The organism is Micrococcus sp. CS26 (genome assembly GCF_055522295.1).
On record NZ_JBVFVY010000022.1, the window covers coordinates 1 to 25366 of the forward strand.

Sequence of the window (25366 nt, forward strand, 5' to 3'; positions counted from 1 at the left end):
GACGATGCTCAGGGACATCCTGGCGTCCAACGTCGTCGAACGAGCACGCCGATTGTCGGCGTGTGAGAACCCATTCGACGCCCTCACCGAACGCACCCATGAGTGGACCGGCCAGGGCAGGATGCGACGACGGGCGCGCGAACTCCGGCCCGAGGTGGCCGGCCTCGAAAAGGTGGTGGCTTCGGCAAACAACGCGGACGAGGAGAACCTCTCCGAGGAGATTCCACATCGGAGCGCCATCAAGGACAGCCGGAACGTGGATGCGGACTACTTCGCCTGCCTGTCCACCGCCGCCTTGGGCGGAAGCGGCGGGGGAAGAGGACGCCCTGGGTGAGGACAGCTTGACGTCGGAGCAGCCGGGCGCCTCGGGCCTGGCCACTGCGCCGATGGCAGCGGCACCGACTCCGCCCCGCTCCGCGCGCAGGCGGCCGACGAGGGGGTAGTGCTGCACGGGGTCCTTCCGGAGGGGCCGGACCGGCCCGGACCGGCCCGGGGCGCACGGAGCCGGCCGGACCGGCCTACGGACCGGACGGTCAGCCCTGGGCCGACTCGACGTCCTCGTCGACCCAGTCGCGGGAGCGTTCCACGGCCTTCTTCCACAGCCGCAGGGCGCGCTCAACCTCCTCCTCGTCCGTGGTGGGCTCCCAGCGCTTGTCCTCTTCCCAGTTGGCCACGAGCTCGTCCTGGGACGCCCAGAACCCCACCGCCAGGCCTGCGGCGTAGGCGGCGCCGAGAGCGGTGGTCTCGATGACCTTGGGGCGCACGACGGGCACGCGCAGCAGGTCCGCCTGGAACTGCATGAGCAGCTCGTTGGCGACCATGCCACCGTCGACCTTCAGTTCGGTCAGGTCCACGCCGGAGTCCGCGTTCATGGCGTCCAGGACCTCGCGGCTCTGGAAGGCGGTGGCCTCGAGCGCCGCGCGGGCGATGTGCCCCTTGTTGACGTAACGGGTCATGCCCACCATGACGCCGCGGGCCGCGGCGTCCCAGTGCGGGGCGAAGAGGCCGGAGAACGCGGGGACGAAGTACACGCCGCCGTTGTCCTCCACGCCGGCGGCCAGGGTCTCGACCTCCGGGGCGCTGCCGATCATCCCGAGGTTGTCCCGCAGCCACTGGATCAGCGAGCCGGTGACGGCGATCGAGCCCTCCAGCGCGTACACCGGCTTCTGGTCGCCAATGCGGTACGCCACCGTGGTGAGCAGGCCGTTGTCCGAGTGCACCGGCTCCTCGCCGGTGTTGATCAGCATGAAGTTGCCGGTGCCGTACGTGTTCTTGGCCTGGCCGACCTCGAAGCACGCCTGGCCGAAGGTCGCCGCGTGCTGGTCGCCCAGGATGCCGGTGATCGGCGTCTCGCGCAGCAGCTGCTGGCCGGATACGGTGCCCACCTCGGCGGAGGAGCTGACGATCTCCGGAAGCATGGACATCGGGATGCCCATGTCCGCGCAGATCTCCTCGTTCCAGTCGAGGGTGTCCAGGTTCATCAGCATGGTGCGGGAGGCGTTGGTGACGTCGGTGACGTGCCGGCCGCCCTCGCCGCCGCCGGTGAGATTCCACACGAGCCACGAGTCCGTGGTGCCGAAGATGAGGTCGCCGTTCTCGGCGGCCTCCCGGGCACCGTCCACGTTCTCCAGAATCCAGGCCACCTTGGGGCCGGAGAAGTACGTGGCCAGGGGCAGCCCGACGCGCTCCTTGTAGCGGTCCGCGCCGACGTCGCCGGCCAGGCGCTCGCAGAGGTGGTCGGTGCGGGTGTCCTGCCACACGATGGCGTTGTACACCGGCTTGCCGGTGTTGCGGTCCCACACCACGGTGGTCTCACGCTGGTTCGTGATGCCCACGGCGGCGACGTCGTGTCGGGTCACCTCGGCGCGGGCCAGGGCCTCGCCGATGACCTCGCGGGTGTTCGTCCAGATCTCCACCGGGTCGTGCTCCACCCAGCCGGCGCGCGGGAAGATCTGCTCGTGTTCGCGCTGACCAGTGGACACGATGGCCCCACTGTGGTCGAAGAGGATCGCGCGCGTGGACGTGGTGCCCTGGTCGATGGCCATCACGTAGCGGGGGGTGGTCATGTCCTACTCCTTCGGAGGTGGTCACGGGGGTGTGGGGGTGGCGGGCACGTTCCCGACGGGGAACGTGCCCGCCGGGGTTGGACGGGCAGACCGCTCAGACGAACAGAGGCGCGGCGAGGCCGGCCAGGACGGCGCCGACGAGCGGGCCGACGATCGGCACCCAGGCGTAACCCCAGTCCGAGCCGCCCTTGTGCCGGATCGGCGCGACAGCGTGGAACAGGCGGGGGCCCAGGTCGCGCGCCGGGTTGATGGCGTACCCCGTGGGGCCGCCCAGGCTCGCGCCGATCGCGACGACGAGCAGGGCCACCGCGAGCGGGCCGAGCCCGGAGGGGGTGGAGCCGAAGAGCAGGATCACGAACACCAGGACGAACGTGGCGATCACCTCGGTGACCATGTTCCACAGCGGGTTGCGGATCTCGGGACCTGTGGCGAACGTGCCCAGGATCGCGCCCTGGTCCGTCTCCGCCTGGTAGTGGTCGCGGTAGGCCAGCCAGGCCAGGGCCGCGCCGAGGAAGGCGCCGATCAGCTGCGCCGCGAAGTACGCGAGCGTGGTGCCGAGGGTCACGGCGATGCCGGGGGCGTACTCCTCGGCGCCGCTGACGAGCAGGCCGACGGTCACGACGGGGTTCAGGTGCGCACCGGTCGCGGCAGCGACGTAGACGCCCGCGAAGACGCCCAGCCCCCAGCCGAAGCTGATGAGCAGCCAGCCTCCGCCGTTGCCCTTGGTCTTCGTCAGGACGACGTTGGCGACGACGCCGACGCCGAGCAGGAGGAGGATGGCCGTGCCGGCGATCTCATGCAGGAAGATCGTGCCCATGGACGGGCTCCTTTCCGTGGACGGGGGCGGCGTCGGCAGCTGCGAGCGCGGCGGCGGCGGTGACGTCGTCGTGGGCGGTCTCGCCGCGGAGGCGGGCGGCGACGAGGTCCTTGTACGCCCGGATCTCACCGGCGATGCGCTCTTCATCCCAGCCCAGCTCGGGGGCCACGAGGGACGCGATCTCCGCGGCCGCCGCGACGCCGCGGTCACGGACCTCGGTGGACAGGCGCGTGCGGCGCTCGATGACGTCGTCCAGGTGGACGACGCCCTCGGCCCGGGCGGCGTGGACGATCTCGGCGCGCAGGTAGCGCGGCGCCTCGGCGAGAGGGACGCTCAGGGACGGGTCGGCGTCGATCAGGTCGAGCACGTGGCGCAGCACGGTGCCGTAGCGGAACAGGAGCCGGTCCACGCGGGCCTCGTCCAGGCCGTAGTCGGCGGCGATGCGGTCCGCCTCCGCCTCGATCTCCGAGTAGCCGAGGCCGCCGAGCACGGGGATGTGCTCGGTGAGGCTGGGACGGGTCGGGTGGGTCTCGCGCACCACGAAGTCCACGACGTCCTCGGCCATGGCCCGGTACGTGGTCCACTTGCCGCCGGCCACGGCGGTGAGGCCGGGGGCCACCTCGGTGACGGTGTGCTCACGGGAGATCTTGGTGGAGCCGCCGTCGGATCCGGTGACCGGCTGCAGGAGCGGGCGCAGGCCGGCGTACGTGGCGATCACGTCGTCTCGCGTGAGGTCCTCCTTCAGCACCGCGTTGGCGTGCTCGAGGATGTAGTCGATGTCGTCCGCGGTGGTGGCCGGATGGGCCACGTCCTCCGCCCACGGGGTGTCCGTGGTGCCGATCACCCAGTACTCGTCCCACGGGATGAGGAACAGCACGGACTTCTCCGTCTTGGTGATCACGCCGGTGGCGGCGTCGGCGCGGATGCGGTCGCGCGGGACGGTGATGTGGGCGCCCTTGGAGGCGAGCACCTCGAGGCCGCCGTCGGCCCCGGCCAGCTCCTGCTGCTCCTGGGTCCACACGCCCCCGGCCAGGATGACGGCGCGCGCGTGCACGTCGAACTCCTCGCCGGAGGTCTCCTCGCGGACACGCACGCCCTGCACACGGCCGTCGTCGCCGCGCAGGTAGCCGGTGACGGCGGTGTAGTTGGCGGCCACGGCGCCGTGGTCCACGGCGGATCGCACGAGCATCATGGCCAGGCGGGCGTCGTCGAACTGGGCGTCGGCGTACTCCACCGCGCCGACGATCTTCTCGTCGTCGAGGGAGGGGAAGGTCGCGGCCATGGAGCGGCGGCTGAGATGGCGGTGCGCGCCCATCGCGCGGCGGCGGCCGAGCGACTGCATGGCGTCGTACATGGTGACGCCGGCGCCGATGAAGCCGCGGTCGATCACCTTGTGGAAGAACGGGAAGACGAAGCGCAGGGGACGCACCAGGTGGGGCGCGGTCTGGGTGAGCAGCAGGTCGCGCTCCCGCAGCGCCTCGTACACCAGCTTGACGTCCAGCATCTCGAGGTAGCGCAGGCCACCGTGCATGAGGCGGGAGGAGCGGGACGAGGTCCCGGAGGCCCAGTCGCGGGCCTCGACGATGCCCACGTCGAGGCCGCGGGTGGCCGCGTCGAACGCGGCGCCCACGCCGGTGGAGCCGCCGCCCACGACCAGGATGTCGAGGGGGGCCTCCGGGCTGGTGGCCCGGAGGCGGGCGAGGTGGTCCTCCCGCGTGGCGGCGGAGAGGGGGACGGTTCGCAGGGTCGGCATGGGGGGTTGCTCCTTTATCAGTGGAAGCACAGTGTAGTGGCGTGGCTCACGATACCCAGTATCAGCGCGAGCCGAGGTCCATGATGTCACTCCCGGGTCGCGGGTGCCCACGCGCCGGGTACGGTCTCGCGGAACCCGAGCCGCTCGCACAGGGCCACGTCGGTGCGCGTGGAGGTGGCCCGTCTCGCACGGTCCCCGGGCTGTGGCACCTCACCCTGTTCCGCTGGAACGAGGGCGGAGCGCCCCGGGTGACGCGCGCCCACGGGTGAGGCCTCGCCCCTACACTCCGACCATGGACATCACCGTCGGCGCCGTCGGCCGCGCCTCGCTCTCGGACTGGGAGCAGGAATGCTGCGGTGACCCGATCGCCGTGGGGGAAGTCCACGAGCTGATCCTGCTGCCCTCCCGGGGAGTGAGTCAGGCTGGGCCCCTGGCCTCTGCAGGCTGGGTCGTCACCCATCACGACGACGGCAGCCCCGCCGGGTCGATCCCGTTGCGTCGTGTGCGGGCCGTGGTGAGGGCGGCACACGAGGTGTGGCCCTCGGGGCGGCTCGCCGAGATCGACCGCGTCCCCGGCCACGCTGACCTGACGATCCTTGAGCCGGAGGAGGCCACCGGCCTCGGCTTGGGGGAGGTCGTCTACGTCGGCGCCTACGAGCCGGTGCTCCCCGAGACTCCCCGCCCTGACGAGTGGCCTCTCGACCTGGAGATCCTCGAGGACCTCGGTCCGCACACCTGGTGAGCCTCGCGAGTCCACCCCCTCACGGTCTCGAGCTGCATGGGGTGAGCGTAGAAGTCCGTTCGTCGTCATAGATGGCCCCTCACCCCCCGGTCGCTCGCGAGCATCGCGTAGACGAGGGTGTCCGTCCACTCGCCCTTGCTCCACAGGTCCTGCCGGTGGTGTGCCTCTCGACGCATCCCGAGCATCTCGGCCAGTCGGGCGGACGCCGTGTTGCGGGCATCCATCTGTGCCACTACCCGGTGCAGGCCAGACGTCTCGAACCCCAGGTCCAGCAGCGCAGCCGCGGCCTCCCGGGCGAAGCCTTGACCGGCATGTCGCGGATCCAGTGCCCAGCCGATCTCCGCGACACCGCGCTCGCGGTCCGTCAGCCACAGGATCACGTCACCCACGGGGACGCCCGCGTGCTCCACCACCAGGGACGCCGCCCCGGACGGGCCGCCGAGGTCGTCCCACGTGATCCGCTTGGCCAGCTTCGCCCGCGCGGTCGCCTCGTCCCAGGGCTCGTCCAGCAGGTGGCGCACCACCTCGGGCTGCGTGTACATCTCCTGCAGCCAGCCGAAGTCGTCCTCCCGGTGCGGCCGCAGCGTCAGCCGCGCGGTGGGCAACGGCCAGTCAGGGGCGCGGCCGCCCGCAGCCGCGCCCTCCTTGCGCCCCACCGGAGGCGGGGCGTCGACGTCGGCGGGGACCGGCGTCGTCGTGCCGGACGCCCAGTCCTGGCGCAACATTGCGTAGGCCACGGACGCGAGCGGCTCGCCGCCGTCCACGGGCCAGCCGCGCCGGTAGTGCGCCTCCTTGACCCAGCCGGCCCGGCGGAAGGTGCGCAGCATGGGGACGTTGTCCTCGCGGGTCTGGCCCTCGAAGCGGTCCACCGCGGGCATCGTCTCGAAGACGCGCCGGGTGAGCGCGGTGAGGATCTGCGCGCCGAGCCCGCGCCCGCGGAACCGCTCCGCCACGCGCAGGTCGAACAAGGGGGTGGGGTCCGTGAGGTCCTCCAGGCGCACCACGCCGACGCGGCCGTGCTCGGGATGCTCGATCCAGAAGGTGCGGTGGTCCTCATCCTCCCAGGCGCCGCCATCGACGGCCTTCTCCGCCTCCGGCCGGGTGACGCGCGGGCGCGTGTGGAACGGCCACGCGTTCTCGGTGAGCAGGGCGACGAGCGCGTCCCGGTCGGCGCCTGCCGGGTCGAGTGGAGTGAAGGTGACGTCCATGGGGCCGAGAGTAGGGGAGGGGACGTCACCGCCGCCCGTTGCCGTGACCCCATGGCCACGCCCCTCCTCGACCTCGCGGCGCACCGCGCGAGGAAGCCCGGGACGCGCAGGCCGAGATCGGCTGGACCATAGCCCAGGCCCACGCCGGCCGGGGCCGCGCCACCGAGCTGGCCTGTGCCCTGTTGGACCTCGCCTTCGCAGGCCTCGGCGTCCGACCCGTGGAGGCTCACGCCTTCGCGGACAACGCGCCCATCCTGCGCGTGATGGAGAAGGTCGGCCTGCGCCACGAGGGCACCTTCAAGGAGGAGTCACTGCACCGCACCCGCGGCTGGGTGGACGGCGTCACTTACGCGATGCTCGCCTCGGAGCATCGGGCCCGGGGCAGACGGCTTTCCACCTCACGACGCCCAGAAGTACGCAACTCTCTAGACATAACGTTGCGTAAGGTGGCGGCATGAGCAACGATCCGCGCCCGACCCCGTGGGCCGTCGGCTGGGAAGAGCGCCCCTGGGCCGCGGGCCCGGATGACGCCGGGCTGCGCTCCCGCAGCGCTCGCGTGCGCGCCTCGGGCCCGTATCGAGCCGCGCTCCCGGCCCGCATCGCCCGACTCGGGCTCGACCTGCCCTCTGATCTGGCGACCGAGGTCGAGGAGGCGACGGCCGCCGTCGTGCGCTTCGATGCTGAGATCAGCCACGCCCTCCCGGGGCTCACCGGCGAGATCGCCCCGATCGACGCGGTGCTCCTGCGCACTGAGTCCGCGTCCTCCTCGCAGATCGAGCACATCACCGCGGGCGCGCGAGCCCTCGCCCTGGCGACTCTCGGCGAACGCACCCGCCCGAACGCAACGCTCGTGGCGGCGAACGTGAGGGCCATGGGCGCTGCTTCCCGGCTGGCCGCCGACCTCGACGAGCCCGCCCTGCTGGCCGCCCATCGTGCCCTCATGGACGGTCAGGAGCATGCCCGGCCGGGCGCCTACCGCGATGCGCAGGGGTGGATCGGGGGCGGGGTGCCCACGCCGCACACGGCGCAGTTCGTCCCGCCCCACCCGGAGCGCCTGCGTGCCGGGATGGACGATCTCTTCGCCTACCTGCGCCGCACGGACGTGCCCGCCCTCGTGCAGGCCGCCATCGCGCACGCCCAGTTCGAGACCATCCACCCGTTCGCGGACGGCAACGGCCGCACCGGGCGCGTCCTCGTGCACGCCGTGTTGCATCGGGCCGGCGCGATCACCCGTATGGGGGTGCCCCTCTCCGCGGGACTCCTCACGGACACGGCCGGATACTTCGACGCCCTCACCGCCTACCGCGACGGCGACCCCGCGCCCATCGTGCGCCGCTTCGCGCAGGCCGCCCTGGCCGCCGTCGGCAACGGCCGAGAGCTCGTCGCGGACCTGGACGAGGCCCTGACCGGCTGGCGCGAGCGGCTCACCGCCCGGCGGGACGCGGCGGTCTGGCGGGCGCTCGCGGTGATCATCGCGCAACCCGCCGTGACCGTGGACCACCTGGCCCAGGTGCTGGGTGTCTCGCGCCCGGCCGCCCAGCGGGCCGTGGACCAGCTTGTCGAGGCCGGTGTGCTGCAGCCGGTCTCCAGCCAGCGTCGGAACCGGGTGTGGCTGGCCACCGAGGTGCTCGCCTGTCTGGACGAGTTCGCCGCGCGTGCGGGCCGGCGGGGTTGACCGGGTGTGGACTACCGGGCTGACCAGCCTCATGCCGCGTGTAGTGTCCCGGCCATGGTCAGGCGAACACACGAGGTGAGGCCCGCGGGATGACTCGCGGTCCGTCAGCCACAGGATCACGTCCCCACGGGCATGCCCACGTTCCCCACCACCAGAGACACCGATCCGGCAGGGCCAGCCGAGGTCGTCCTCCCGGGGTGGGCGCAGCGTCAGGCGCGCGGTGCGCAACGGCCAGTCAGGGGCGGGGCCGCCCGCAATCGCGCCCTCCCCGCGCTCCACCCGGGACGTCGACGCCGGCTGGGTGCCACGCTTCGACGTCGACGTGCTGGAGGCCGCCCTGCGGCCCGTCCACGAGCGGCCCCGGTGGGAGGAATGGGGGCAGATCGCCGCGCCAACCCTGCTGATCACCGGGGAGAACGGGTACGTGCCCGCCGGAGAGCTGGACGAGATGCGGCGTCGGCGCCCGGATGTGCGGCACGTGCAGGTGCCCGGCGCGGGGCACGACGTGCACCTGGACGCGCCGGAGCGGGTGGCTGAGCTCGTGCGGGGGTTCGCGGCCTGACTGATCTGGGGCAGGATCCCCCCATGGACCACAAGCAGATCCTCCACGACGGGCTGCGCCGCCAGCGTGCGGCCCTCCTCCAGAAGCTCGAGGGCCTCAGCGAGCGCGACGCCCGCCTGCCGCGCACTCCCACCGGCACCAACCTGCTGGGACTGGTCAAGCACGCCGCCGTCGTCGAGCTGGAGTACTTCGGCGAGACGTTCGGCCGCCCCGCCGAGGTGCAGCTGCCCTGGGCGGCGGCGGGGCAGCCGGAGGAGGACAACGTGGACATGTTCGCCGCCGAGGGTGAGTCCCTCGAGGACGTCCTCGAGTTCGCCCGCCGTTGCTTCGCCCACGCGGACGCGACCATCACGGCCCTCGGCGCCGACGCCCCCGGGCGGGTGGCGTGGTGGCCCGACGACAAGGCGGAGGTGACGCTCGCGCAGATCATTGCGCACGTCGCCCTGGACGAGGCCCGGCACGCCGGCCACGCGGACATCCTGCGGGAGCAGATCGACGGGCAGGCCGGCCTGCGCGCCCCGGGGAACAACCTGCCCCCGTGGGACGCCGACCGCTGGGCCGCCCACGTGGACCGTCTGACCGCCATCGCGGAGGGGAGTGGCGGGCCGGGCCGGAACTGAAGGCACATGCCTCCCGTGCCGGTCCTTGGCCTACGGTGTGGCCATGACGAGTACTCCCGCTGCCGCCGTACCCCCTGCCCTCCAGCGCTCATTCGATGCGTGGGCTGCCGCCGGCAGGCCCGCCGACGAGCCCACGCGCTGGTCCTTCGATCACTGGACGGCCCACGTGCCCGACCTGCCCGCCTGCCTCGAGTGTGAGCCGCTGACCCGCGCCGTCGTCACCGGCTACGCCGCGAAGGTGACCGCCGAGGACCGCGCCGTGCAGCGGGACGCCTTCATCGCCGCGATGGTGTGGGGATACGGACGGGTCGGCTACGGCCCCTCCCGGGTGGAGCGCATCATGGCGCAGCCCGGGTTTGAGGAGCAGCTCGCCGACGTCACCCGCATCACCCTCGAGCAGGGCGGGCCCGCGGCCTTCGAGCACATCCGGCAGCAGCGCAAGAGCGGGGTCGGCTGCCTCAAGCACCTCGGCGCGGCCTTCGGCACCAAGTACCTCTACTTCCTCACCAAGGCCCACCGGGAGTCCGACATCGCCCCCGTCCTCGACTCCGTGGTGCGCGCCTGGTTCGCCGAGCATGTGAAGGACGTCGACGTCCGGATCGGCGGCGGCTGGACCTACCCCGACAGGTACCGGACGTACGTCACGACCATGCAGGCGTGGGGTGAGGAACTCAAGATCCCGGCCGACGACGTCGAGCGGCTCATCTTCCTCCAGCAGCAGGACGCCACCCAGGAGCCCTGGCGGGCGAGCTGGAGTTCCGCCGCCGCGGACCCGGAGGCCGGCGAGCTGCTCGAGGCCCTCCGCCTCGCGCTGGCCGACCTGGGCGCCGGGGACGACGCCGAGCCCCACCTGCAGGCTCTGGAGGACGTCATCGCCGACGCGGAGGACCGGGCGCCCGACGAGGCGTGAAGCCCCGCCCGCCTGTGCGCGGTTGGCGTCGAGATGAACGTGTCCGCTGAGCAGCTGATCGGCGACGAGTCCGGCGTGCACCGCGGCCTGTACCGGCGCGTCGTGGACCACGTCCCGTGGCTACGCGGCTTCGTCTGCGACGACCTCCACAATTTCGGCCCAGAGGACCGGTGGATCTTGGCGCGGTGAGGGCTCAGCGATCCATCGCAAGGGCGCCTACCGTGTCCAGGGCCCTCCGTAGGCTCGAGGCGTAGCCGGGGTAGATGTCCCGGACGAAGAGAGGACATTGGCATGACCACCAAGGCGGGGCTCATCGTGGCCGCTTCCCATGCTCTGCAGAACAGTCCCCAGCTGTTCGCACGCGTCGAGGACGGCGGTGTGGTCATTGGTGGGCGTGGCGGCGAGGTCATGCCGGATTCGACCGGGCTGTACGCGGTTGTCGCGCAGGATCCTGACGCGGCGCGAGCCGAGCTGCGATTGGACACGTCTGTCAGTCGAAGCGATGTGCTTTACATCGGCAAGGCCGAGGGCAGCCTGCGGGCCCGCCTGGAACGCAAGCATTTCGCGGGCGGCGGCACCGCGCACTCCACTCTGCGCCGCACTCTGGCCGCACTCCTGGTGGATCGGCTGGACCTGGAGCCAGTCGCCGTCGCCTCCGCGGGTCGATTCTCCCTCACCCCGGAGAGCGGCGAGCAGCTGACCACCTGGATGCGCCGTCACCTCGCCGTCCGTGTGTGGCAGGCGCCCGCCGGGTTCGCGGAAGTGACACCGCTCGGGGGCATCGAGAAGCCTGTGATCGACACGCACACCCCGCCGTTGAACCTCATCTACGGCGGCACCAGCCCCGAAGCACAGCTGCTCCGCCAGCGCATCCGGAAAGCCCGCACGGCCATGGCGGAGCAGGCGAAGCGCGATGTGGACGTGGTGGAAGTCCATTCGTCGGCGCGCGCGACCGTCGGCGACTTGTTCCGCCGCCGCCGCCCCCGCCAGTACGGGCTGCGGGGAAGCATCGGTCTCTGGGAGGAGCTCGCTGAACGGCTCGACGACACCCCCATGCCCACCAGTGAGTATGAACTCGGCCGGCTCCTGCGCGATGCGCTCGATCGCTCCCTCGAGGGGGCCGAGCCTTACGACGAGGACAAGGTCAATGTGGAGCGGTTCAACCGCGGAGGCATGAGTCAGGGCCTCGTCCATCTGCCCTGGTGGGAGGACCAGGCCATCCCCCTCCTCCTCGACCGCTGGGGAGCCTGGGCGGACACCCGGGGTCTCCTCGGCCCGGAGGACTACATCGGGAGCTGGTGACCCGACAGTGTGTGGTGCCTGCCGCCGTCCTCGATGGCCTCCTTCGCCACCGGCCGGGTGACGTGGGGCGCACAGGGAAGGGCCACGTGTTGCCGGTGAGCAGCGCAATGAGCTCCGCGCGGTCCGCGCCGGCGGGGTCGAGACGGGTGATGGCGACGGTCATGGGGCGAGGGTGGGCGCCGGCATCATGGGCGCCTCCCCACCCGGACCCCTTCCGAGTCCGACACAATGCATACATCCATGCATGCATCCGATTACTCTGGCCCGCATGACTCCACTCTCCGACCCCTTATGGGGCAGTCGTGCCACGGCTGCCGGCCGCCTGGCCCACGACGTCGCCTGGCGCATCGTCCGCGGTGAGATCGCCGCGGGGGAGATGCTCACCGAGGTCCAGCTCTCCACGGAGGCCGGCATCTCCCGGACGCCGGCCCGGGAGGCCCTCCTCCAGCTCGAGCGCTGGGGCCTGGTGCGGCTCCTCCCCAAGAAGGGCGCGGCCGTGCAGGCCCTCACGCCGCAGAGCGTGGCCGACCTCACGGCCCTGCGCGGCCTCCTCGAGTCCACCGCCCTCGCCACGGTCGCCGCGCGGCCCGACGCCGTCGGGCCCCTCGTCGCCACGCTCACCGCCAACCTGGAGCAGCAGCGCGCCGCCCTGGACGCCGGCGACCTCGCTGCCTTCTCCGCGCTGGACGTGCGCTTCCACCGGGACGTGATCGCCACGTGCGGCAACGCCGCCTTCGACGAGGTCGTGCGCACCTTCGCCCCCCGCCTGGCACGCCTGATCCACGCCGCCACCGGCGGATCCGTCGACGCCGCCCGCCGCCTCCTCGATGGGCACGCCGAGATCTGCGCCCAGCTGGCCGCCGGGCGCGCCGCAGACGCCCAGCGCGCCCTGCAGGCGCACCTCGACGCCGCGGGGAGCGGCGTCGTCCCCGGCCTGCCGCCAGTGGGCCCGTCCGAGGCAGGTGAACCCCGATGATCGAGGGCCTGCTGATCCTGCTGCTCTGCCAGCTGGCGGGCACGCTCGTGGCCGACACGCTGCACCTGCCGATCCCCGGGGCCGTGCTGGGCATGCTCCTGCTGCTCGGCCTGCTCGCGTGGCGCCGGCCGGCCGAGGACGCGCCGGTGATGACGGCGAGCCATCACCTGCTCCAGCACCTGCCGCTGCTGTTCGTCCCGGCGGGCGTCGGCGTCGTCGCGGTGCTGGGCCTCATCGAGGAACACCGGGCGCTGATGCTGGTCGGCTTCGTGGTGCCCTGGCTGCTGGGGCTGGTGGTCACCGCCGGCGTCGCCGCCCCGCTCGCCCGCCGCCTCACGGACAAGGAGGACGCACAGTGAACGCCGCCGAACTCACCGACTCCCTCGCCGAGGCCTGGGACGCGCTCCTGCACACACCGCTGTTCGGCATCGCGCTGACCCTCGCCGTCGCCGTGCTCTCCCGCCGTCTGTGGCTCGCCGCCCGGCAGACCGCCCTGCTCACGCCCGTGCTCGTGACGATCGTGCTGGTGGCCGCGTTCCTGGCCCTGACCGGCATCGACTACGAGACCTACATGATCGGCGGCAGTTACCTCACCTTCCTGCTGGGCCCCGCCACCGTGGCCCTCGCCGTCCCCCTCTACCGGGCCGGCCCTGACATCCGGAAGCTGCTCCTGCCGGTCGCCGTCGGGGTCACCGTCGGCTCGCTGACCGCCATGGTGAGCGCCGTGCTGATCGTGCGGGCGATGGGCGGGGACGCCGCGCTGGCCGCCACGTTCGCCCCCAAGTCCGCGACGACGCCGATCGCCATGGCGGTGGCCGACGCCGGCGGCGGGATCGTCTCCCTCGCCGCCGTGCTCCCCGTGCTCACCGGCGTGCTCGGCGCCGTGTTCGCCCCCTGGGTGCTCGACCGGCTGCGCGTGCGCGACCCCCGCGTGCGCGGTCTGGCCATCGGCGTGAGCTCCCACGGCATCGGCACCGCCCGCGCCCTCGCTGAGGGGCCGAAGACCGGTGCGTTCTCCGCCCTCGCCATGGCCTGCTCCGGTGTGCTCACCGCCCTGCTGGCCCCGCTGGTGCTGGCGATGACGGGGTGAGGGGCCGGGCGGCCGCCCCCGGCCGGGCAGCCGCCTCGACCCGCTCCGGCCGCGGCGGCCGCCTTACCGTGTCCGCCCCGCCTGCCACCCTGGTCCTCTTCCTTCCCCGCGGGCCGCCCGCCGGCCCTCGCAGGCGCAGTGACGCGGCCCGGTCCTGCGAACGAGAGGACCCCACCCATGATGGGCCCGTCCCACGCGGCCACCGGCGCCGCGGCCTGGCTGGCGCTCACGCACTGGCAGTCGCCGATCGCCGTGCTGCACCTGCCCGCCGAGCTCCAGCTGCTCGGCGCCGTGACCACCGCCGGCGCGGCCATGATCAGCGACTGGGACCACCCCCGCGCCACCGTCGTCCACGCCCTGCCGCCCCTGACCGAGTGGCTGAGCCGCGGCATCCGCCACGTGGCCGGCGGGCATCGGCGCGGCACACACTCGCTGGTGGGGATCGCGGCGTTCACCGCCGTCGCGACGGCGGCCGCCTCCATCCAGGTGCCGATCGCGGGGCACGTCTACACACCGGGGCAGGGGGTCATCGCCGCGTTCCTGGCGGCCGTGGCCGCCAAGGCCCTCCGACTGCTCCCGAACCGGGGATGGAGGGCCGCGTGGGCACTCGGCATCCTGGTCGCGGTGTCGGCGACCGTCCTCAGCGACGGGCTGTGGTGGATCCCCGCCTCCGTGGCCGTCGGCGTGAGCGTGCACATCCTCGGCGACGCCCTCACCAACAACGGGGTGGCCCTGCTCTGGCCGCTCAGCCCGGAGCCTCCCGCGCGCCTGTGGTGGTGGCAGTCCTCCGGACGGTTCCGGCTTCCCCTGCTCGGCCGGACCGGGTCCTGGCGGGAGTGGGCGCTCGTCTCGGTGGTCACCGCGTTCACCGTGGTGCGGGCCGTGCGGCTCGTCCCGCTCGCCGCTCGGGGGGTGGCGGCACTGTTCTGAGCGGCGGCACCCGGCCACCGCCGCCCCCTCACGCCTCCGGGAGCCACCCCGCCCGCACGGTCGCCTCGGTCCCGCGGGGCAGCCTCGGGCGGCCGCCGGCGGCCAGGTCCCGGCAGGCGTCCGTGAGCGCCTCGAACGACCACCCCGGGACCCGGCCCAGCGCCTCGGCCGTGCCGTCCTCGCGCCAGTGCACGTGCCAGTCCCGGCGCCGCAGCCCATGACGGCCCCGCAGGCTCACCCCCGTCCCGACCGCGTGCACGACCGCCTGGTCCACGGCCTCGAGCAGCTCATCCGACCCGGGGTCGCAGGCGTCGCATCCGCAGTCCGGGAGCAGCGCGTGCACCTGCCCCGGGGCACCGACCGCCACCCGGAGCACCGGCAGGACGCCGCCGTCGTCGTCCTGGGGCACGTCCGTCTCCAGCAGCCACCAGGGGGAGGCGCCGTCGACGCAGGCCGGCGGCGCCACCCGCAGCGCCCGGTCCACGGGGGCCGCCAGGTCGGCGCGCCCGGCCTCGTCGAGCGGGATGCCACGCACCGGGTCCGGCACGACGACGGCGCCCGCCTCCGCGAGCACCTCGGCCCACACGCGGGCCCGGGCGCCCGCGATCCGATACCGCTGCGGGTCGGTCACCCGGGAGTACTCCTCCTCCCGAGGCGGGGCGCCGTCCGGGTGCGGGGCAGGCCAGGCGGGCAGGTCGAGGGCGGCGTACCGCCGGGCCACCTCCGCCCGCAGACGCGGCAGGGTCGTCATGGGAGGCTCACCCGTGTGTCCGGCCCGGGCGGTCACCCCGCTCACTCCGCCGGCGTCAGTTCCCGCTTGAGGATCTTGCCGGTGGCGGTCTTGGGCAGCCCGTCCCGCACGGTCACGGTGCGCGGGTACTTGTAGGGCGCCACCTGGGACTTCACGTGCTGGATCAGCTCCTCCTCCGTGGCGTGCGCACCGGGGGCGAGCACCACGTGCGCGGCGACCTCCTGGCCGAGCTCCGGGTGGGGCACCCCCACCACGGCGGCCTCCGCGACGGCCGGGTGCTCGTAGAGCACCTCCTCGATCTCGCGCGGGTACACGTTGAGCCCGCCGCGCAGGATCATGTCCTTCGTGCGGTCCACGATGTAGTAGTTGCCCGCGGCATCGCGCCGGGCGAGGTCGCCGGAGCGGAACCAGCCGTCCTCGGTGATGGCCTGGGCGGTGGCCTCCGGCTTGCCCCAGTAGCCCTTCATCACGTTCTCCCCGCGGATCCACACCTCGCCCAGGGTCTCCTCATCGCCCTCGGGCACCACGGCCCCGTCCGGCGTCACCAGCTGCAGTTCGCACCCGCGGACGGCGCGTCCGATCGAGCCCGGCTGATGCTCCTCACCCGGATGGTTGAAGCACGCCACCGGGGAGGTCTCGGACAGGCCGTAGCCCTCGAGGATCTCGCAGTCGAAGGTGGCCTCGAAGCGGCGCAGCAGCTCCACGGGCAGGGCCGATCCGCCGGAGACGCCCAGGCGCAGGCTGGCCAGGTCCTCCGGATGGTCCTTGGCCGCGGCCAGCACGGCCCCGTACATGGTGGGCACGCCGATGAACACGTCCACCGCGCACTCCCGGACGGTCTGCGCGGCCACGGCGGGATCGAAGCGGGGGATCAACGCCAGGCTGGCGCCCGTCGTCACGGGCGCCATGAGCGCGCACGTGAGGCCGAAGACGTGGAACAGCGGCAGGCAGCCGAGCACGGTCTCCCCGTGCTGGAGCTGGATCAGCGTCTCCGCCGCGGTGTCCGCGTTGGTGCCCATGTTCCGGTGGGTCAGCTGGGCGCCCTTGGGGCGGCCGGTGGTGCCGGAGGTGTAGAGGATGACGGCGTCGTCCTCGAGGTCCCGCTCGACGGTCTCGGTCACCGGGCCGGGGCTCGCCGCGAGGTGCGGGGCGAGGCCGTCCTCGCCGAGGGTGCGCAGCGGCACACCGCGCTCGCGGGCGCCCTCCACGGCTTCCTCGGACGGCACGGACCACAGCATCGACGCGCCCGAGTCCTCCAGGTAGTACTCGATCTCGCGGCGCTTGAACAGCGGGTTCATCGGGACGACGACGGCGCCCAGCTGCAGGGCCGCGAAGAACACCACCGGGAACGCCGGGATGTTCGGCACCATGAGCGCCACGCGGTCCCCGGGGCCGATGCCCTCCTGCCGCATGAGCCCGGCCAGACGCTGGGACTGGTCCTGCAGCTCGGCGTACGTCATGCGGTTCTCGCCGAGGATCAGGGCGGTGGAGTTCGGGTGCTCGGCGGCGGTGCGCTCGAGGCGGGCGGGCAGGGTGAGGGTCACGACGGGCCTCCGAGGGGAGTCGGATGTGATGGGAACCACAGCGTAACGCCCGGCGGTGCTCGTTCGCTGTGAGCCGAGCGGGGTGTGTCGGCGGACCTCACGCCAGCGACATCACCGCGGTTCTGCCCGGCGGTGATGTCGCTGGCGCGCGGTCATCCACCGGCCCCGCCTGCGACGTCGATGTGTCGTCTCCACGGCTCAGGGGCGCAAGACTGGTCCCCGCACACCGCCGCCCGGACCGCCGGGCCAGACCGGAGGACAGACCATGACCGCACAGACCCCCGCCACCCCTGCCATCCCCGAGACGATGAAGGCCGTCGTCATGCGCGCGCCGGGCGACGTCGTCGTGGAGGAGGTGGACACCCCGCGCGTCGCTCAGCCCACGGACGTCGTCCTGAAGCTGGCCGCCGCGTGCGTGTGCGGCTCGGACCTGTGGCCCTACCGCGGTCACAACGACGTCGACCACCGGCGCATGGGCCACGAGTACGTCGGCACGATCGTGGAGAAGGGCGAGGACGTCGCCACCCTCGAGGTCGGTGACTTCGTGATCGGCTCGTTCATGCTCTCGGACAACACGTGCGAGATCTGCCAGGCCGGCTACCAGTCCCGCTGCGTCAACGCCGGCGAGTACACGGGCAGCCAGGCGCAGTACATGCGTGTCGAGCTCGCGGACGGCTCCCTCGTGAAGGTGCCCGGGGGTGAGCCCTCGGACCCGGACCGCCTGGCCGACTACCTCGCCGCCTCGGATGTGCTCGGCACCGGCTGGTACGCCGCCGTCGCCGCGCAGGCCGGCCCCGGCAAGACCATCGCCGTGGTCGGCGACGGCGCCGTCGGCCTGTGCGCCGTCCTGGCCGCCAAGACCCTCGGCGCGGAGCAGGTCATCGTGTTCTCCCGCCATGAGGATCGGGCCGCGCTCGCCCGTGAGTTCGGCGCGGACGTCGTGATCGCCGAGCGCGGCGAGGAGGGCGCCGCCCAGGTGCGCGAGCTCACCGGCGGCTACGGCGCGCACGGGGTGTGCGAGGCCGTCGGCACGCAGGGCTCCATGGACCAGGCCCTGGCCTCGGTGCGCCCCGGCGGGTACGTCGGGTTCGTGGGCGTCTCCCACGACCAGACCCTCGACGGCTCCGACCTCTTCGCCCGGGAGATCCACCTCGAGGGCGGGCCCGCCCCCGTCCGCCGCTTCCTACCCGAGCTGATCGAGCGCATCCAGTCCGGCGAGATCCAGCCCGGCCGCGTGTTCACCGCGCGCATGCCGCTCGACGACGCCGCCGAGGCGTACCAGGCCATGGACGAGCGCCGCGAGATCAAGGTGCTGCTGGAGGTCTGAGCCCCCTGCGGAGTGCGGAGGTGCCGAGGGGCTCCTCCGCCCCTCAGCCCTTCTTCACGGTGATCGTCCACTCCGCGGCGCCGCGCTTCACGAAGTCGGTGACCTCGTGGCCGTTCTCCGCGGCCCAGCGGGGCAGGGAGTCGGTGGCCTGGGTGCAGTCGAAGTCGATCACGAGCTCGTCCCCGGAGGGGATCTGCTGCATCGCCTGGTTGGCCTCCACGAGCGGGAAGGGGCAGACCTGGCCGTCGGTCTCGAGCAGGTGCTTCGCCATGATGTTCTCTCCTTGGTGTCGGTGGTCAGAGGTCGTTCGTGGGCGGGTCGGCTCAGCCGATCGGCGTGAGCTTCACGGGGCGGGCCGCCCCGGCGTCCGCCGCCGCGCCCTCGGCCGAGGTGAGGCCAGAGCCGGAGGTGGGGGCCGGCGTCGTGCCCTTGCCGCGGTGGTTGAGGATGAAGAGCTTGGCCGCCAGGCCGGTGCCCAGCACCATGAACACGAGGGCGGTCCAGCCCTGGAAGCTGAAGGTCGCGGTGTTCACCATCGCGTTGCCGATGGTGCAGCCGCCGGCCCACGCCGCGCCCCAGCCCATGCCGAGGCCGCCGATGATCGAGCGGACGGTGGTCTGCGCGTCGGGAACGCGGACGCGGAACTCGCCGGAGGCCTTCGCGGCGATGAACGAGCCGATCAGCAGGCCCGTCACCATCAGCACGCCCCAGTCCACGAGCTCGAGTTCGCCCGTGCCGATGAACGCGCCGATGTTCGCGGACGGGCCGGTGATGCCCAGGCCGGACTCGCGGCCGGTCGCCCAGGAGAGCGGCCACGCGAGGATCGCCAGCACGCCGATGATCGCGGCGGTGACGAACGGGTGCCACGCCTTCTCGGTGAGCACGTGCGCGAGGCCGGTCTTGGCGGCGGGCAGGCGGAAGCGGGTCATGGCCGCCTCGCGGCGCAGGTGATGACGCACGGCCAGGCCGACGCCGGCCACGAGCAGCGCCACGAACACCCACGGGGACAGCCCCGTGAGCTGCTGGAACGAACCCGTCTGCGTCTCGACGGAGCGGACGGCCTCGGTGGTGCCGGCCAGCGGGCCCTTGCGGAACGCGGTGGCGCCCACGATGTAGAAGATCAGCGCGAACCACGAGCCCACGAGGCCCTCGCCCGCGCGGTAGTACGTGCCGGTGGCACAGCCGCCCGCGAGCACGATCGAGAAGCCGAAGATCAGGCCGCCGATGATCGTGCCGAGCCACGGGAACGTCTCCGCCTCCAGGGTGATCACGCCGAGCGCGTCGAGGGCGAACACGCCCACCGACTGGACGGCCACGATCACCATGAACGCGGTGAGCCAGCGGGTGGACCGGATGGTGAACAGGTCACGGAAGGCGCCCGTGACGCAGAAGCGTCCGCGCTGGAACACGAAGCCCAGGACGAGGCCGAGGAGGAGTCCGGTGATGATCATGCCTGCCATGAGACAGTGTGCGGCCGGGCCCGCGCGCCGCGCAGGACGCGCGGGGTAACAGTCGCAGAGCTGTGCCGGGGACGGCGCGCGGCGGCGCCGTGGGCGACGCTTGACCCTCCCCTTGGGGGAACGCCCACGCTGGGATCACCTGAGAGAGAGGTCGCCCCATGAGCCCCCTGATGACCGTCGGCGAGTTCGCCCTCGCCACCGGACTGAGCGCGAAGGCGCACGCGGCCGAGCTGCGACGCCGCCGCGACCTCGAGGACCGCGCGCTCGCGCTCGCGGTCGCCGGTGTCTACGCGGCCCCGGATCCCGACGACGACGGCGGCCCCGCCCGTCCCGGCCCCGTGGCGGAGCGCACGGTCGGGCCGACGCCGTGGGCCGGCGTCGTGCAGCGGGTGGCCCTGGACGAGGCCGGTGAGGAGTCGACCACCGAGCGCGCGAACGCCGCCTTCGCGACGCTGTTCCAGGCACTCGCGGAGGCGGGGTCGGCACCCGCCGGGCCGCTGTGGACGGCGCTGCGTCCGGTGCCGGGCGCCGCCGACGTCGTGGAGACCGTCCTGGCCGTCCCGCTGAGCGGCCCGGCTCCCGCGGGTCTCAGGGTCGACGGGCACGAGGTGGTGGCCGGGACGCTGCCGCGCCGCGTGGAGCGGTACGTGGACGTGCGGGCCGACACGGGCGAGGTCGACCTGCTCGACGACGCCCCCGGCGGCGCGCTGCCCCATCCGGATCTGCTGGGGCTCATGGACGCGTTCGACATGGAGGACGCCGGTGCCGCGCCGGAGATCCGCCAGATCCTCGCGGACCCGGAGGCCGGACACATCGAGCTGGCGGTGACAGTGCGGGAGGAGGCGGGAGCGGGGCAGGGGTGAGCCGGTGCGGGGGCGGCACGGCGTGTCTGGCCGGCCGACCCTGCCGGTCCCGCGCGGACCCCCGGGGGCTCAGGGGTGCCCGGGGTGGCCCGAATGTGATGGAGTGCACGGATCCTGTCCGCGACCTGGGAAGTGACCATGGAGCAGTTCGTCACCGCCGCCAACTCGATCATGTGGAGCCTGCCCATGGTCGTCGGGCTCCTCGCCCTGGGCCTGTACTTCACGATCCGCATGGCGGCTCCCCAGGTGCGGCTGCTCAAGGACATGGTGGGCCAGCTGGTCAGGGGAGGATCGTCGTCGGCGGGGATCAGCTCGTTCCAGTCGTTCGCCATGGCCCTGGGCGGGCGCATCGGGGTCGGCAACATCGCGGGCGTCGCGGCCGCGATCTACCTGGGCGGCCCGGGCGCGCTGTTCTGGATGTGGGTGACGGCGATCCTCGGCGCCCCCGTGGCGCTCGTGGAGAGCTCGCTGGCGCAGCTCTACAAGCACAAGGTCCGCGGCGAGTACCGCGGCGGGCCCGCGTACTACATCCTCGAGGGGCTCGGCCGGAACTGGCGGTGGCTGGCGGTCGCGTACGCCGCGGCCACCGTGTTCGCGACGGTCTTCACCGGCCCGCAGATCCAGGCCAACGCCGTCACCGCCGCCACGACCGAGGCATGGGGTTGGGATCCGCTGTGGGTGGGTCTCGGGATGGCCGTGCTGTTCTGCGTGATCGTGTTCGGCGGCATGCACCGCCTGGGCCGCACGGTGGGCCTCGTGGTCCCGTTCATGGCCGGCGCGTACATCCTGGTGGGGCTGCTCGTCGTCGGGCTCATGTGGCAGCAGGTCCCCGCGATGTTCGGGCTGATCTTCTCCAGCGCGCTGGGCCTGGACTCGGTCTACGGCGGCATCCTCGGTGCCGCCGTCGCGTGGGGCGTGCGCCGTGCCGTGTACTCCACCGAGATCGGCACCGGTTCGGGCGCCCAGGCCTCGGCGGCCGCCCACGTCTCCCACCCCGTGAAGCAGGGCCTGGCCCAGGCGTTCTCCGCCTACGTGGACACCCTGTTCGTCTGCACCATGACCGGCCTGATGATCCTCGCCACGAACAGCTTCAACGTGCTGGGCCCGGACGGGGAGAGTCTGCTCGCGGAGCACGTGCCCGGCGTCGAGGAGGGCCCGGCGTGGGTCCAGATCGCCATCGACGAGGCACTGCCCGCCTTCGGCCCGTCCTTCGTGGCGATTGCCGTCTTCCTCTTCTCCTTCACCACCCTGCTCTCCTTCGCGTTCTACGCGGAGACGAATGTCGCCTACCTCATCCCGAACAAGACGGCGCAGCGCGCGGTCATCGCGATCGCCCGGCTGATGCTGGCCGGCTCCATGGTGTTCGGGTCCGTGCAGAGCTCGGCCCTCGTGTGGGCGTTCGCCGACTTCGGCGTCGGCCTCTACACGTGGGTGAACATCGTGGCACTCATCCTGCTGAGCCCCGTGGCCATCCGGCTGTTCAAGGACTACGACCGCCAGCGCCGAGCGGGCCAGGACCCCGTGCTGGATCCGGCGGCGATCGGCGTCCGCAACGCCCGCCTGTGGGAGCAGATCCACGCGGCCTACGAGCGCACCGGGGACGTGGACGAGGCCATGGACCACGTCGCGGACACCGCCCCGGACACCCGGGCCATCACCGTGGTCCCGCGCCGGGAGGGCTGAGGACCGACGACGGCGGCCCGGGGCGCCGGACGTCCGCGACGACGTCGGGCCACGGGCCAGGGCCGTCCGCGCGGCCTGAATCCCGGCAGGCTCACCCCATGGACCACAAGGAGATCCTCCATCAGGGGCTGCGCCGGCAGCGCGACGCCCTCTTCGCGAAGCTGGACGGCCTGCCCGAGCGGGAGGTCCGCCTGCCCCGCACCCCCACCGGCACCAACCTGCTGGGCCTGCTCAAGCACGCGGCCACGTGCGAGCTCGAGTACTTCGGCGAGGTCTTCGGCCGCCCCGCCGGCATCCCCCTGCCCTGGGACGCGCCGGGGGTGGGCGAGGAGGACGGCGCGGACCTGTTCGCCGCCGAGGACGAGACCCTCGAGGACGTCCTCGACTACGCGCGGCGATGCTTCGCGCACGCGGACGCGACCATCGAGGCCCTCGTCCTCGACGCGCGGGGGCGGGTCCCCTGGTGGCCCGCGCACCTGGCCGAGGTGACTCTGGCGCAGATCCTCTCCCACGTGGCCCTCGACGCGGCCCGCCATGCCGGCCACGCCGACATCCTGCGCGAGGGGATCGACGGGCAGGCCGGCCTGCGCGGCCCCGGGGACAACCTGCCCGGCTGGGACGCCGAGCGGTGGGCCGCGCACGTGCGGCGGCTCGAGGGGATCGCCCGGGGTGCGGGCCCGGTGCGCTAGCGTCCGCGGTGATGACTCCCCGCTCGCTCGCCGGTCTGGCCCTCACCGTCGCCGCCCTGATGTCCGCCTTCGTGCTGATGGCGCCGACGGCGCCGGGGCTGTTCGTCGGCGTGCTCACGGTGGGGACCTTCGGGTTCGGCCCGTTCTACGGGGAGCCCTCGCGGCAGCTCGTGGACCGGCCGTGGAGGCGGGACACGCGCTGGCGCGATCTCGCCCGCCGGGTCCGCACCGACTGGCTCTCCCGGCAGCTGGGCGCCGTCGGCTGGAACGCGGCCATCAGCCGCCGCATCACCGGCCGGGCCGACCTGCGGCGCATCCGCACCGCCGCCGTGGGCTCCCTCGTCAGCCACGCCGCCTCCGCGGGTCTGCACGCGGTGGCGGGCGTGGCGCTGGCGGCCGTCGGGCATTTGGTCTGGGGCGTGGTCGCGGTGGCCCTGGGGCTCGTGGTGCACGCCTGGCCGGCCCTGCTGCAGGTCTCCGTGCTCGGGCGCATCGACGGACTCCAGACGCAGATCCGCGGGGACCAGCTGCTCTGGTGACCGGCCGGCACCGGGCGGCCCGGCCGAGCACTTTGTGGGCCGAATCCGACGGATGAGCCCCTGAATCGGGCACGGGAGCGTCGCATTCGGCCCGCAAAGCGGTGGGGAGGGGGCAGCGGGGAGAGGGTGGCGAGGAGAGGGCGGCGGGGAGAGGGCGGCACCGCGCGCTCAGCCCTACGCTCGGACCCATGACCGAGCACACATCCGAGCACACCCCCGAGAACCCCCACGTCGTCCGCCGCGGCTCCGGCGTCCCGCTGATCGCGGTGCACGGCAACAGCGTGGACCACCGGCTGCTGCTGCCGCTCGACGACGCCCTCGCCGAGGCCGGGGAGGTCGAGCGGATCTACGTGGACCTGCCGGGCTTCGGCCGGACCTCGGCCCTCCAGGACGACGGCGGCCTCCCCGAGCTCGCCGCCTGGCTCGTGGACTGGATCCGCGCGGAGGTCGGCGAGCGGCCGTTCGCGGTGCTCGGCAACTCCCTCGGCGGCCTGCTCGCCCGGCACGTGGCGGCCGAGTTCGGCGCGCAGGTGTTGGGGCTGGGGCTGCTCGCGCCCGTCGTCGACCCGGACGAGGACCGGCGCACCCGCACCGACCTGGTGGTGCGCGAGCGCGACGACGCCTTCATGTCTACCCTCGACCCCGACGACGCCGCCCCGTTCCTCGAGATGTCCCCGCGGCTGACGCGGGACACGTGGGAGCGGTTCCGCGAGCACGCGCTGCCGGGCGTCCGCGCCGTGGACGAGGAGGCGCTGAAGCGCCTGTCCGCGCGCTACGTCCTGGACGCCGTGCCGGAGGAGGCCGCGCCGCCGTTCGAGGGGCCCGCCCTGATCCTCACCGGCCGGGAGGACCACCTCGTCGGCTACCGGGACCAGGCCGCGCTCCTGGAGCATTACCCGCGCGCCACCTACGCGGCGCTCGACGCCGCCGGCCACAACGTGCACCTGGACCAGCCGGAGGTCGCCGAGGCGCTCGTCCGCGCGTGGGCGGTGCAGGTGGGCCGCGCGGCGTCGGACTGAGGCGGGGTCAGGGGGAGGGACGGGCCTCCACCCGGGCCTCCGCCTCGGCGCCCGCCCCCACCCCGACGCCGGCCCGCGCCAGCAGGCCGTCGGCCACCCGCAGCAGGGCGGCGACCGCCACGAAGAACACGAGGATCGCCACCACGTAGACGGCGACGCCGTCGTAGCCCAGCCGCGGGACGTCCAGGATCGTGTACGGGTACCAGTCCAGCCACGGCCCGCGCAGCAGCGTGAACGCCAGCCAGGCGAGCGGGATGAGCGTGGACAACCACACCACCCGCCACGTGATCTGCCGCCGCGGCCCGAAGACCGCCCACAGCACCGGGGTGAGGATCGGCGTGACGATGTGCTGCAGGGTGTCGTTGAACCGCTCGACGGCGGTCATCGGGTCGGCGTCCCGCAGCAGCACGTTGAACACCACGCCCGTGATCACGATGCACACCACCCCCGTCACCCGCAGCACCCGGAACAGCGTGCCCGGCCGGTGCAGGCGCAGCGCCAGCAGCAGGGACGTCAGCCCCACCAGGAAGTTCGAGAGGAACGTGAAGTACGTGGGCTGGTTGAGCATGTGCTCCCAGCCGCCCTCGAGCACGCCCGCGTAGCCCGCGTCGGCCGGCAGGTCCGAGGACTTCCACGAGCCGATCCACAGTGAGAGCAGGTTGCCGCCCAGGGACAGGGCCGCGGCGACGGCGAAGGCAGGCCGCGCCGTCGTCGTCCAGCGGCCGGAGGGGGTGGGGAGGGTCATGCGCCCATCCTGCCGGAGCGCGACGCCGCCCCCGGTGCACTGGCCGAGCCGCTCGGGCCGGCGGGCGTGTCCCGGCCGGCGGTCCGGACCCTACG

General features: G+C 73.1%; 26 protein-coding genes and 2 pseudogenes. 19 read left to right on the forward strand and 9 right to left on the reverse strand.

All coding sequences use genetic code 11. From position 1 onward, the window contains the following. A pseudogene (locus tag ACZ1IK_RS09365) lies at nucleotides 1-334 on the forward strand (hypothetical protein); the annotation flags it as partial. A gap of 199 nt (nucleotides 335-533) precedes the next feature. On the opposite strand, the gene glpK reads toward ACZ1IK_RS09365, so the two are convergent. The 3 genes from glpK to ACZ1IK_RS09380 form a co-directional block, all read right to left on the reverse strand. Beyond that, nucleotides 534-2066, reverse strand: coding sequence for a glycerol kinase GlpK (gene glpK, locus ACZ1IK_RS09370; RefSeq protein WP_049145088.1), 1533 nt, complete (start codon nucleotides 2064-2066; stop codon nucleotides 534-536). 94 nt (nucleotides 2067-2160) lie between these two features. Then, nucleotides 2161-2883: an MIP/aquaporin family protein gene (locus tag ACZ1IK_RS09375; RefSeq protein WP_465098479.1), complete on the reverse strand. Its 723-nt coding sequence runs from the start codon at nucleotides 2881-2883 to the stop codon at nucleotides 2161-2163. Then, nucleotides 2861-4636: a glycerol-3-phosphate dehydrogenase/oxidase gene (locus ACZ1IK_RS09380; RefSeq protein ID WP_044659370.1), complete on the reverse strand. Its 1776-nt coding sequence runs from the start codon at nucleotides 4634-4636 to the stop codon at nucleotides 2861-2863. The genes ACZ1IK_RS09375 and ACZ1IK_RS09380 overlap by 23 nt, the downstream gene beginning before the upstream one ends. Nucleotides 4637-4928: 292 nt before the next feature. On the opposite strand from ACZ1IK_RS09380, the gene ACZ1IK_RS09385 reads away from it, so the two are divergent. After that, on the forward strand, nucleotides 4929-5378 hold the full coding sequence (locus tag ACZ1IK_RS09385) for a hypothetical protein (protein ID WP_044659369.1): 450 nt from the start codon (nucleotides 4929-4931) through the stop codon (nucleotides 5376-5378). A gap of 65 nt (nucleotides 5379-5443) precedes the next feature. On the opposite strand, the gene ACZ1IK_RS09390 is transcribed toward ACZ1IK_RS09385, so the two are convergent. Continuing rightward, entirely contained in the window at nucleotides 5444-6586 is a 1143-nt protein-coding gene (locus ACZ1IK_RS09390; RefSeq protein ID WP_044659368.1) for a GNAT family N-acetyltransferase, read from the reverse strand. 110 nt (nucleotides 6587-6696) lie between these two features. Here ACZ1IK_RS09390 and ACZ1IK_RS09395 point away from each other — a divergent pair. From ACZ1IK_RS09395 to ACZ1IK_RS09445, 11 genes and pseudogenes are all read left to right on the forward strand, one after another. Further along, nucleotides 6697-7044: pseudogene (locus ACZ1IK_RS09395) on the forward strand (GNAT family N-acetyltransferase); the annotation flags it as partial. After that, nucleotides 7041-8261: a Fic family protein gene (locus ACZ1IK_RS09400; RefSeq protein WP_060973983.1), complete on the forward strand. Its 1221-nt coding sequence runs from the start codon at nucleotides 7041-7043 to the stop codon at nucleotides 8259-8261. The pseudogene ACZ1IK_RS09395 and the gene ACZ1IK_RS09400, both read left to right, overlap by 4 nt. 220 nt (nucleotides 8262-8481) lie before the next feature. Continuing rightward, nucleotides 8482-8823: an alpha/beta fold hydrolase gene (locus ACZ1IK_RS09405; protein WP_049147456.1), complete on the forward strand. Its 342-nt coding sequence runs from the start codon at nucleotides 8482-8484 to the stop codon at nucleotides 8821-8823. A gap of 23 nt (nucleotides 8824-8846) precedes the next feature. Beyond that, nucleotides 8847-9443, forward strand: a complete 597-nt coding sequence (locus ACZ1IK_RS09410) for a DinB family protein (RefSeq protein WP_044659366.1) — start codon at nucleotides 8847-8849, stop codon at nucleotides 9441-9443. A 43-nt stretch (nucleotides 9444-9486) separates the two neighbouring features. Next, nucleotides 9487-10353 (forward strand): 8-oxoguanine DNA glycosylase OGG fold protein, encoded by an 867-nt coding sequence (locus tag ACZ1IK_RS09415; RefSeq protein ID WP_131661463.1) that lies wholly within the window; start codon nucleotides 9487-9489, stop codon nucleotides 10351-10353. 33 nt (nucleotides 10354-10386) lie between these two features. After that, nucleotides 10387-10542: a hypothetical protein gene (locus ACZ1IK_RS09420; protein ID WP_155643142.1), complete on the forward strand. Its 156-nt coding sequence runs from the start codon at nucleotides 10387-10389 to the stop codon at nucleotides 10540-10542. 102 nt (nucleotides 10543-10644) lie between these two features. Then, nucleotides 10645-11655 carry a GIY-YIG nuclease family protein gene (locus ACZ1IK_RS09425; protein ID WP_052833440.1) on the forward strand — a complete coding sequence of 337 codons (1011 nt, stop codon included), beginning with the start codon at nucleotides 10645-10647 and terminating at the stop codon, nucleotides 11653-11655. Between the two features lie 268 nt (nucleotides 11656-11923). Then, nucleotides 11924-12631 (forward strand): GntR family transcriptional regulator, encoded by a 708-nt coding sequence (locus tag ACZ1IK_RS09430; RefSeq protein WP_041104849.1) that lies wholly within the window; start codon nucleotides 11924-11926, stop codon nucleotides 12629-12631. Next, a complete protein-coding gene (locus ACZ1IK_RS09435) occupies nucleotides 12628-12990 on the forward strand; it encodes a CidA/LrgA family protein (RefSeq protein ID WP_036315546.1) in 363 nt (120 codons plus the stop codon). Before ACZ1IK_RS09430 ends, ACZ1IK_RS09435 begins: the two co-directional genes overlap by 4 nt. After that, on the forward strand, nucleotides 12987-13721 hold the full coding sequence (locus tag ACZ1IK_RS09440; RefSeq protein ID WP_044659364.1) for an LrgB family protein: 735 nt from the start codon (nucleotides 12987-12989) through the stop codon (nucleotides 13719-13721). Before ACZ1IK_RS09435 ends, ACZ1IK_RS09440 begins: the two co-directional genes overlap by 4 nt. A gap of 177 nt (nucleotides 13722-13898) precedes the next feature. Then, a complete protein-coding gene (locus tag ACZ1IK_RS09445) occupies nucleotides 13899-14651 on the forward strand; it encodes a metal-dependent hydrolase (protein WP_044659363.1) in 753 nt (250 codons plus the stop codon). Nucleotides 14652-14679: 28 nt separating this feature from the next. Here ACZ1IK_RS09445 and ACZ1IK_RS09450 read toward each other — a convergent pair whose 3' ends face one another. After that, complete coding sequence (locus ACZ1IK_RS09450; protein ID WP_044659362.1) at nucleotides 14680-15402, reverse strand: DUF6226 family protein; 723 nt, start codon at nucleotides 15400-15402, stop codon at nucleotides 14680-14682. Between the two features lie 41 nt (nucleotides 15403-15443). After that, nucleotides 15444-16946, reverse strand: a complete 1503-nt coding sequence (locus tag ACZ1IK_RS09455) for a long-chain-fatty-acid--CoA ligase (RefSeq protein ID WP_044659361.1) — start codon at nucleotides 16944-16946, stop codon at nucleotides 15444-15446. Nucleotides 16947-17211: 265 nt separating this feature from the next. Between ACZ1IK_RS09455 and ACZ1IK_RS09460 the strand changes: the two genes are divergently transcribed. Then, the gene (locus tag ACZ1IK_RS09460; protein ID WP_044659360.1) at nucleotides 17212-18273 is read left to right on the forward strand and encodes a zinc-binding dehydrogenase; all 1062 of its coding nucleotides are present in this window, start codon (nucleotides 17212-17214) and stop codon (nucleotides 18271-18273) included. A gap of 43 nt (nucleotides 18274-18316) precedes the next feature. On the opposite strand, the gene ACZ1IK_RS09465 is transcribed toward ACZ1IK_RS09460, so the two are convergent. Both ACZ1IK_RS09465 and ACZ1IK_RS09470 read right to left on the reverse strand, forming a co-directional pair. After that, nucleotides 18317-18544: a sulfurtransferase TusA family protein gene (locus tag ACZ1IK_RS09465; RefSeq protein WP_002855519.1), complete on the reverse strand. Its 228-nt coding sequence runs from the start codon at nucleotides 18542-18544 to the stop codon at nucleotides 18317-18319. A 52-nt stretch (nucleotides 18545-18596) separates the two neighbouring features. Further along, nucleotides 18597-19724 carry a YeeE/YedE family protein gene (locus tag ACZ1IK_RS09470; protein WP_044659359.1) on the reverse strand — a complete coding sequence of 376 codons (1128 nt, stop codon included), beginning with the start codon at nucleotides 19722-19724 and terminating at the stop codon, nucleotides 18597-18599. Between the two features lie 167 nt (nucleotides 19725-19891). Between ACZ1IK_RS09470 and ACZ1IK_RS09475 the strand changes: the two genes are divergently transcribed. From ACZ1IK_RS09475 to ACZ1IK_RS09495, 5 genes are all read left to right on the forward strand, one after another. Continuing rightward, nucleotides 19892-20596 carry a hypothetical protein gene (locus tag ACZ1IK_RS09475; RefSeq protein WP_044659358.1) on the forward strand — a complete coding sequence of 235 codons (705 nt, stop codon included), beginning with the start codon at nucleotides 19892-19894 and terminating at the stop codon, nucleotides 20594-20596. 138 nt (nucleotides 20597-20734) lie between these two features. Continuing rightward, on the forward strand, nucleotides 20735-22279 hold the full coding sequence (locus tag ACZ1IK_RS09480; RefSeq protein ID WP_044659357.1) for an alanine/glycine:cation symporter family protein: 1545 nt from the start codon (nucleotides 20735-20737) through the stop codon (nucleotides 22277-22279). Between the two features lie 98 nt (nucleotides 22280-22377). Next, the gene (locus ACZ1IK_RS09485; protein WP_010079843.1) at nucleotides 22378-22968 is read left to right on the forward strand and encodes a DinB family protein; all 591 of its coding nucleotides are present in this window, start codon (nucleotides 22378-22380) and stop codon (nucleotides 22966-22968) included. A gap of 11 nt (nucleotides 22969-22979) precedes the next feature. After that, nucleotides 22980-23507, forward strand: a complete 528-nt coding sequence (locus tag ACZ1IK_RS09490; RefSeq protein WP_020627046.1) for a hypothetical protein — start codon at nucleotides 22980-22982, stop codon at nucleotides 23505-23507. A 188-nt stretch (nucleotides 23508-23695) separates the two neighbouring features. Continuing rightward, nucleotides 23696-24526 (forward strand): alpha/beta fold hydrolase, encoded by an 831-nt coding sequence (locus tag ACZ1IK_RS09495; RefSeq protein ID WP_020627045.1) that lies wholly within the window; start codon nucleotides 23696-23698, stop codon nucleotides 24524-24526. Between the two features lie 7 nt (nucleotides 24527-24533). On the opposite strand, the gene ACZ1IK_RS09500 is transcribed toward ACZ1IK_RS09495, so the two are convergent. Then, nucleotides 24534-25271, reverse strand: coding sequence for a Pr6Pr family membrane protein (locus ACZ1IK_RS09500; RefSeq protein WP_020627044.1), 738 nt, complete (start codon nucleotides 25269-25271; stop codon nucleotides 24534-24536). Between the last annotated feature and the right edge of the window lie 95 nt (nucleotides 25272-25366).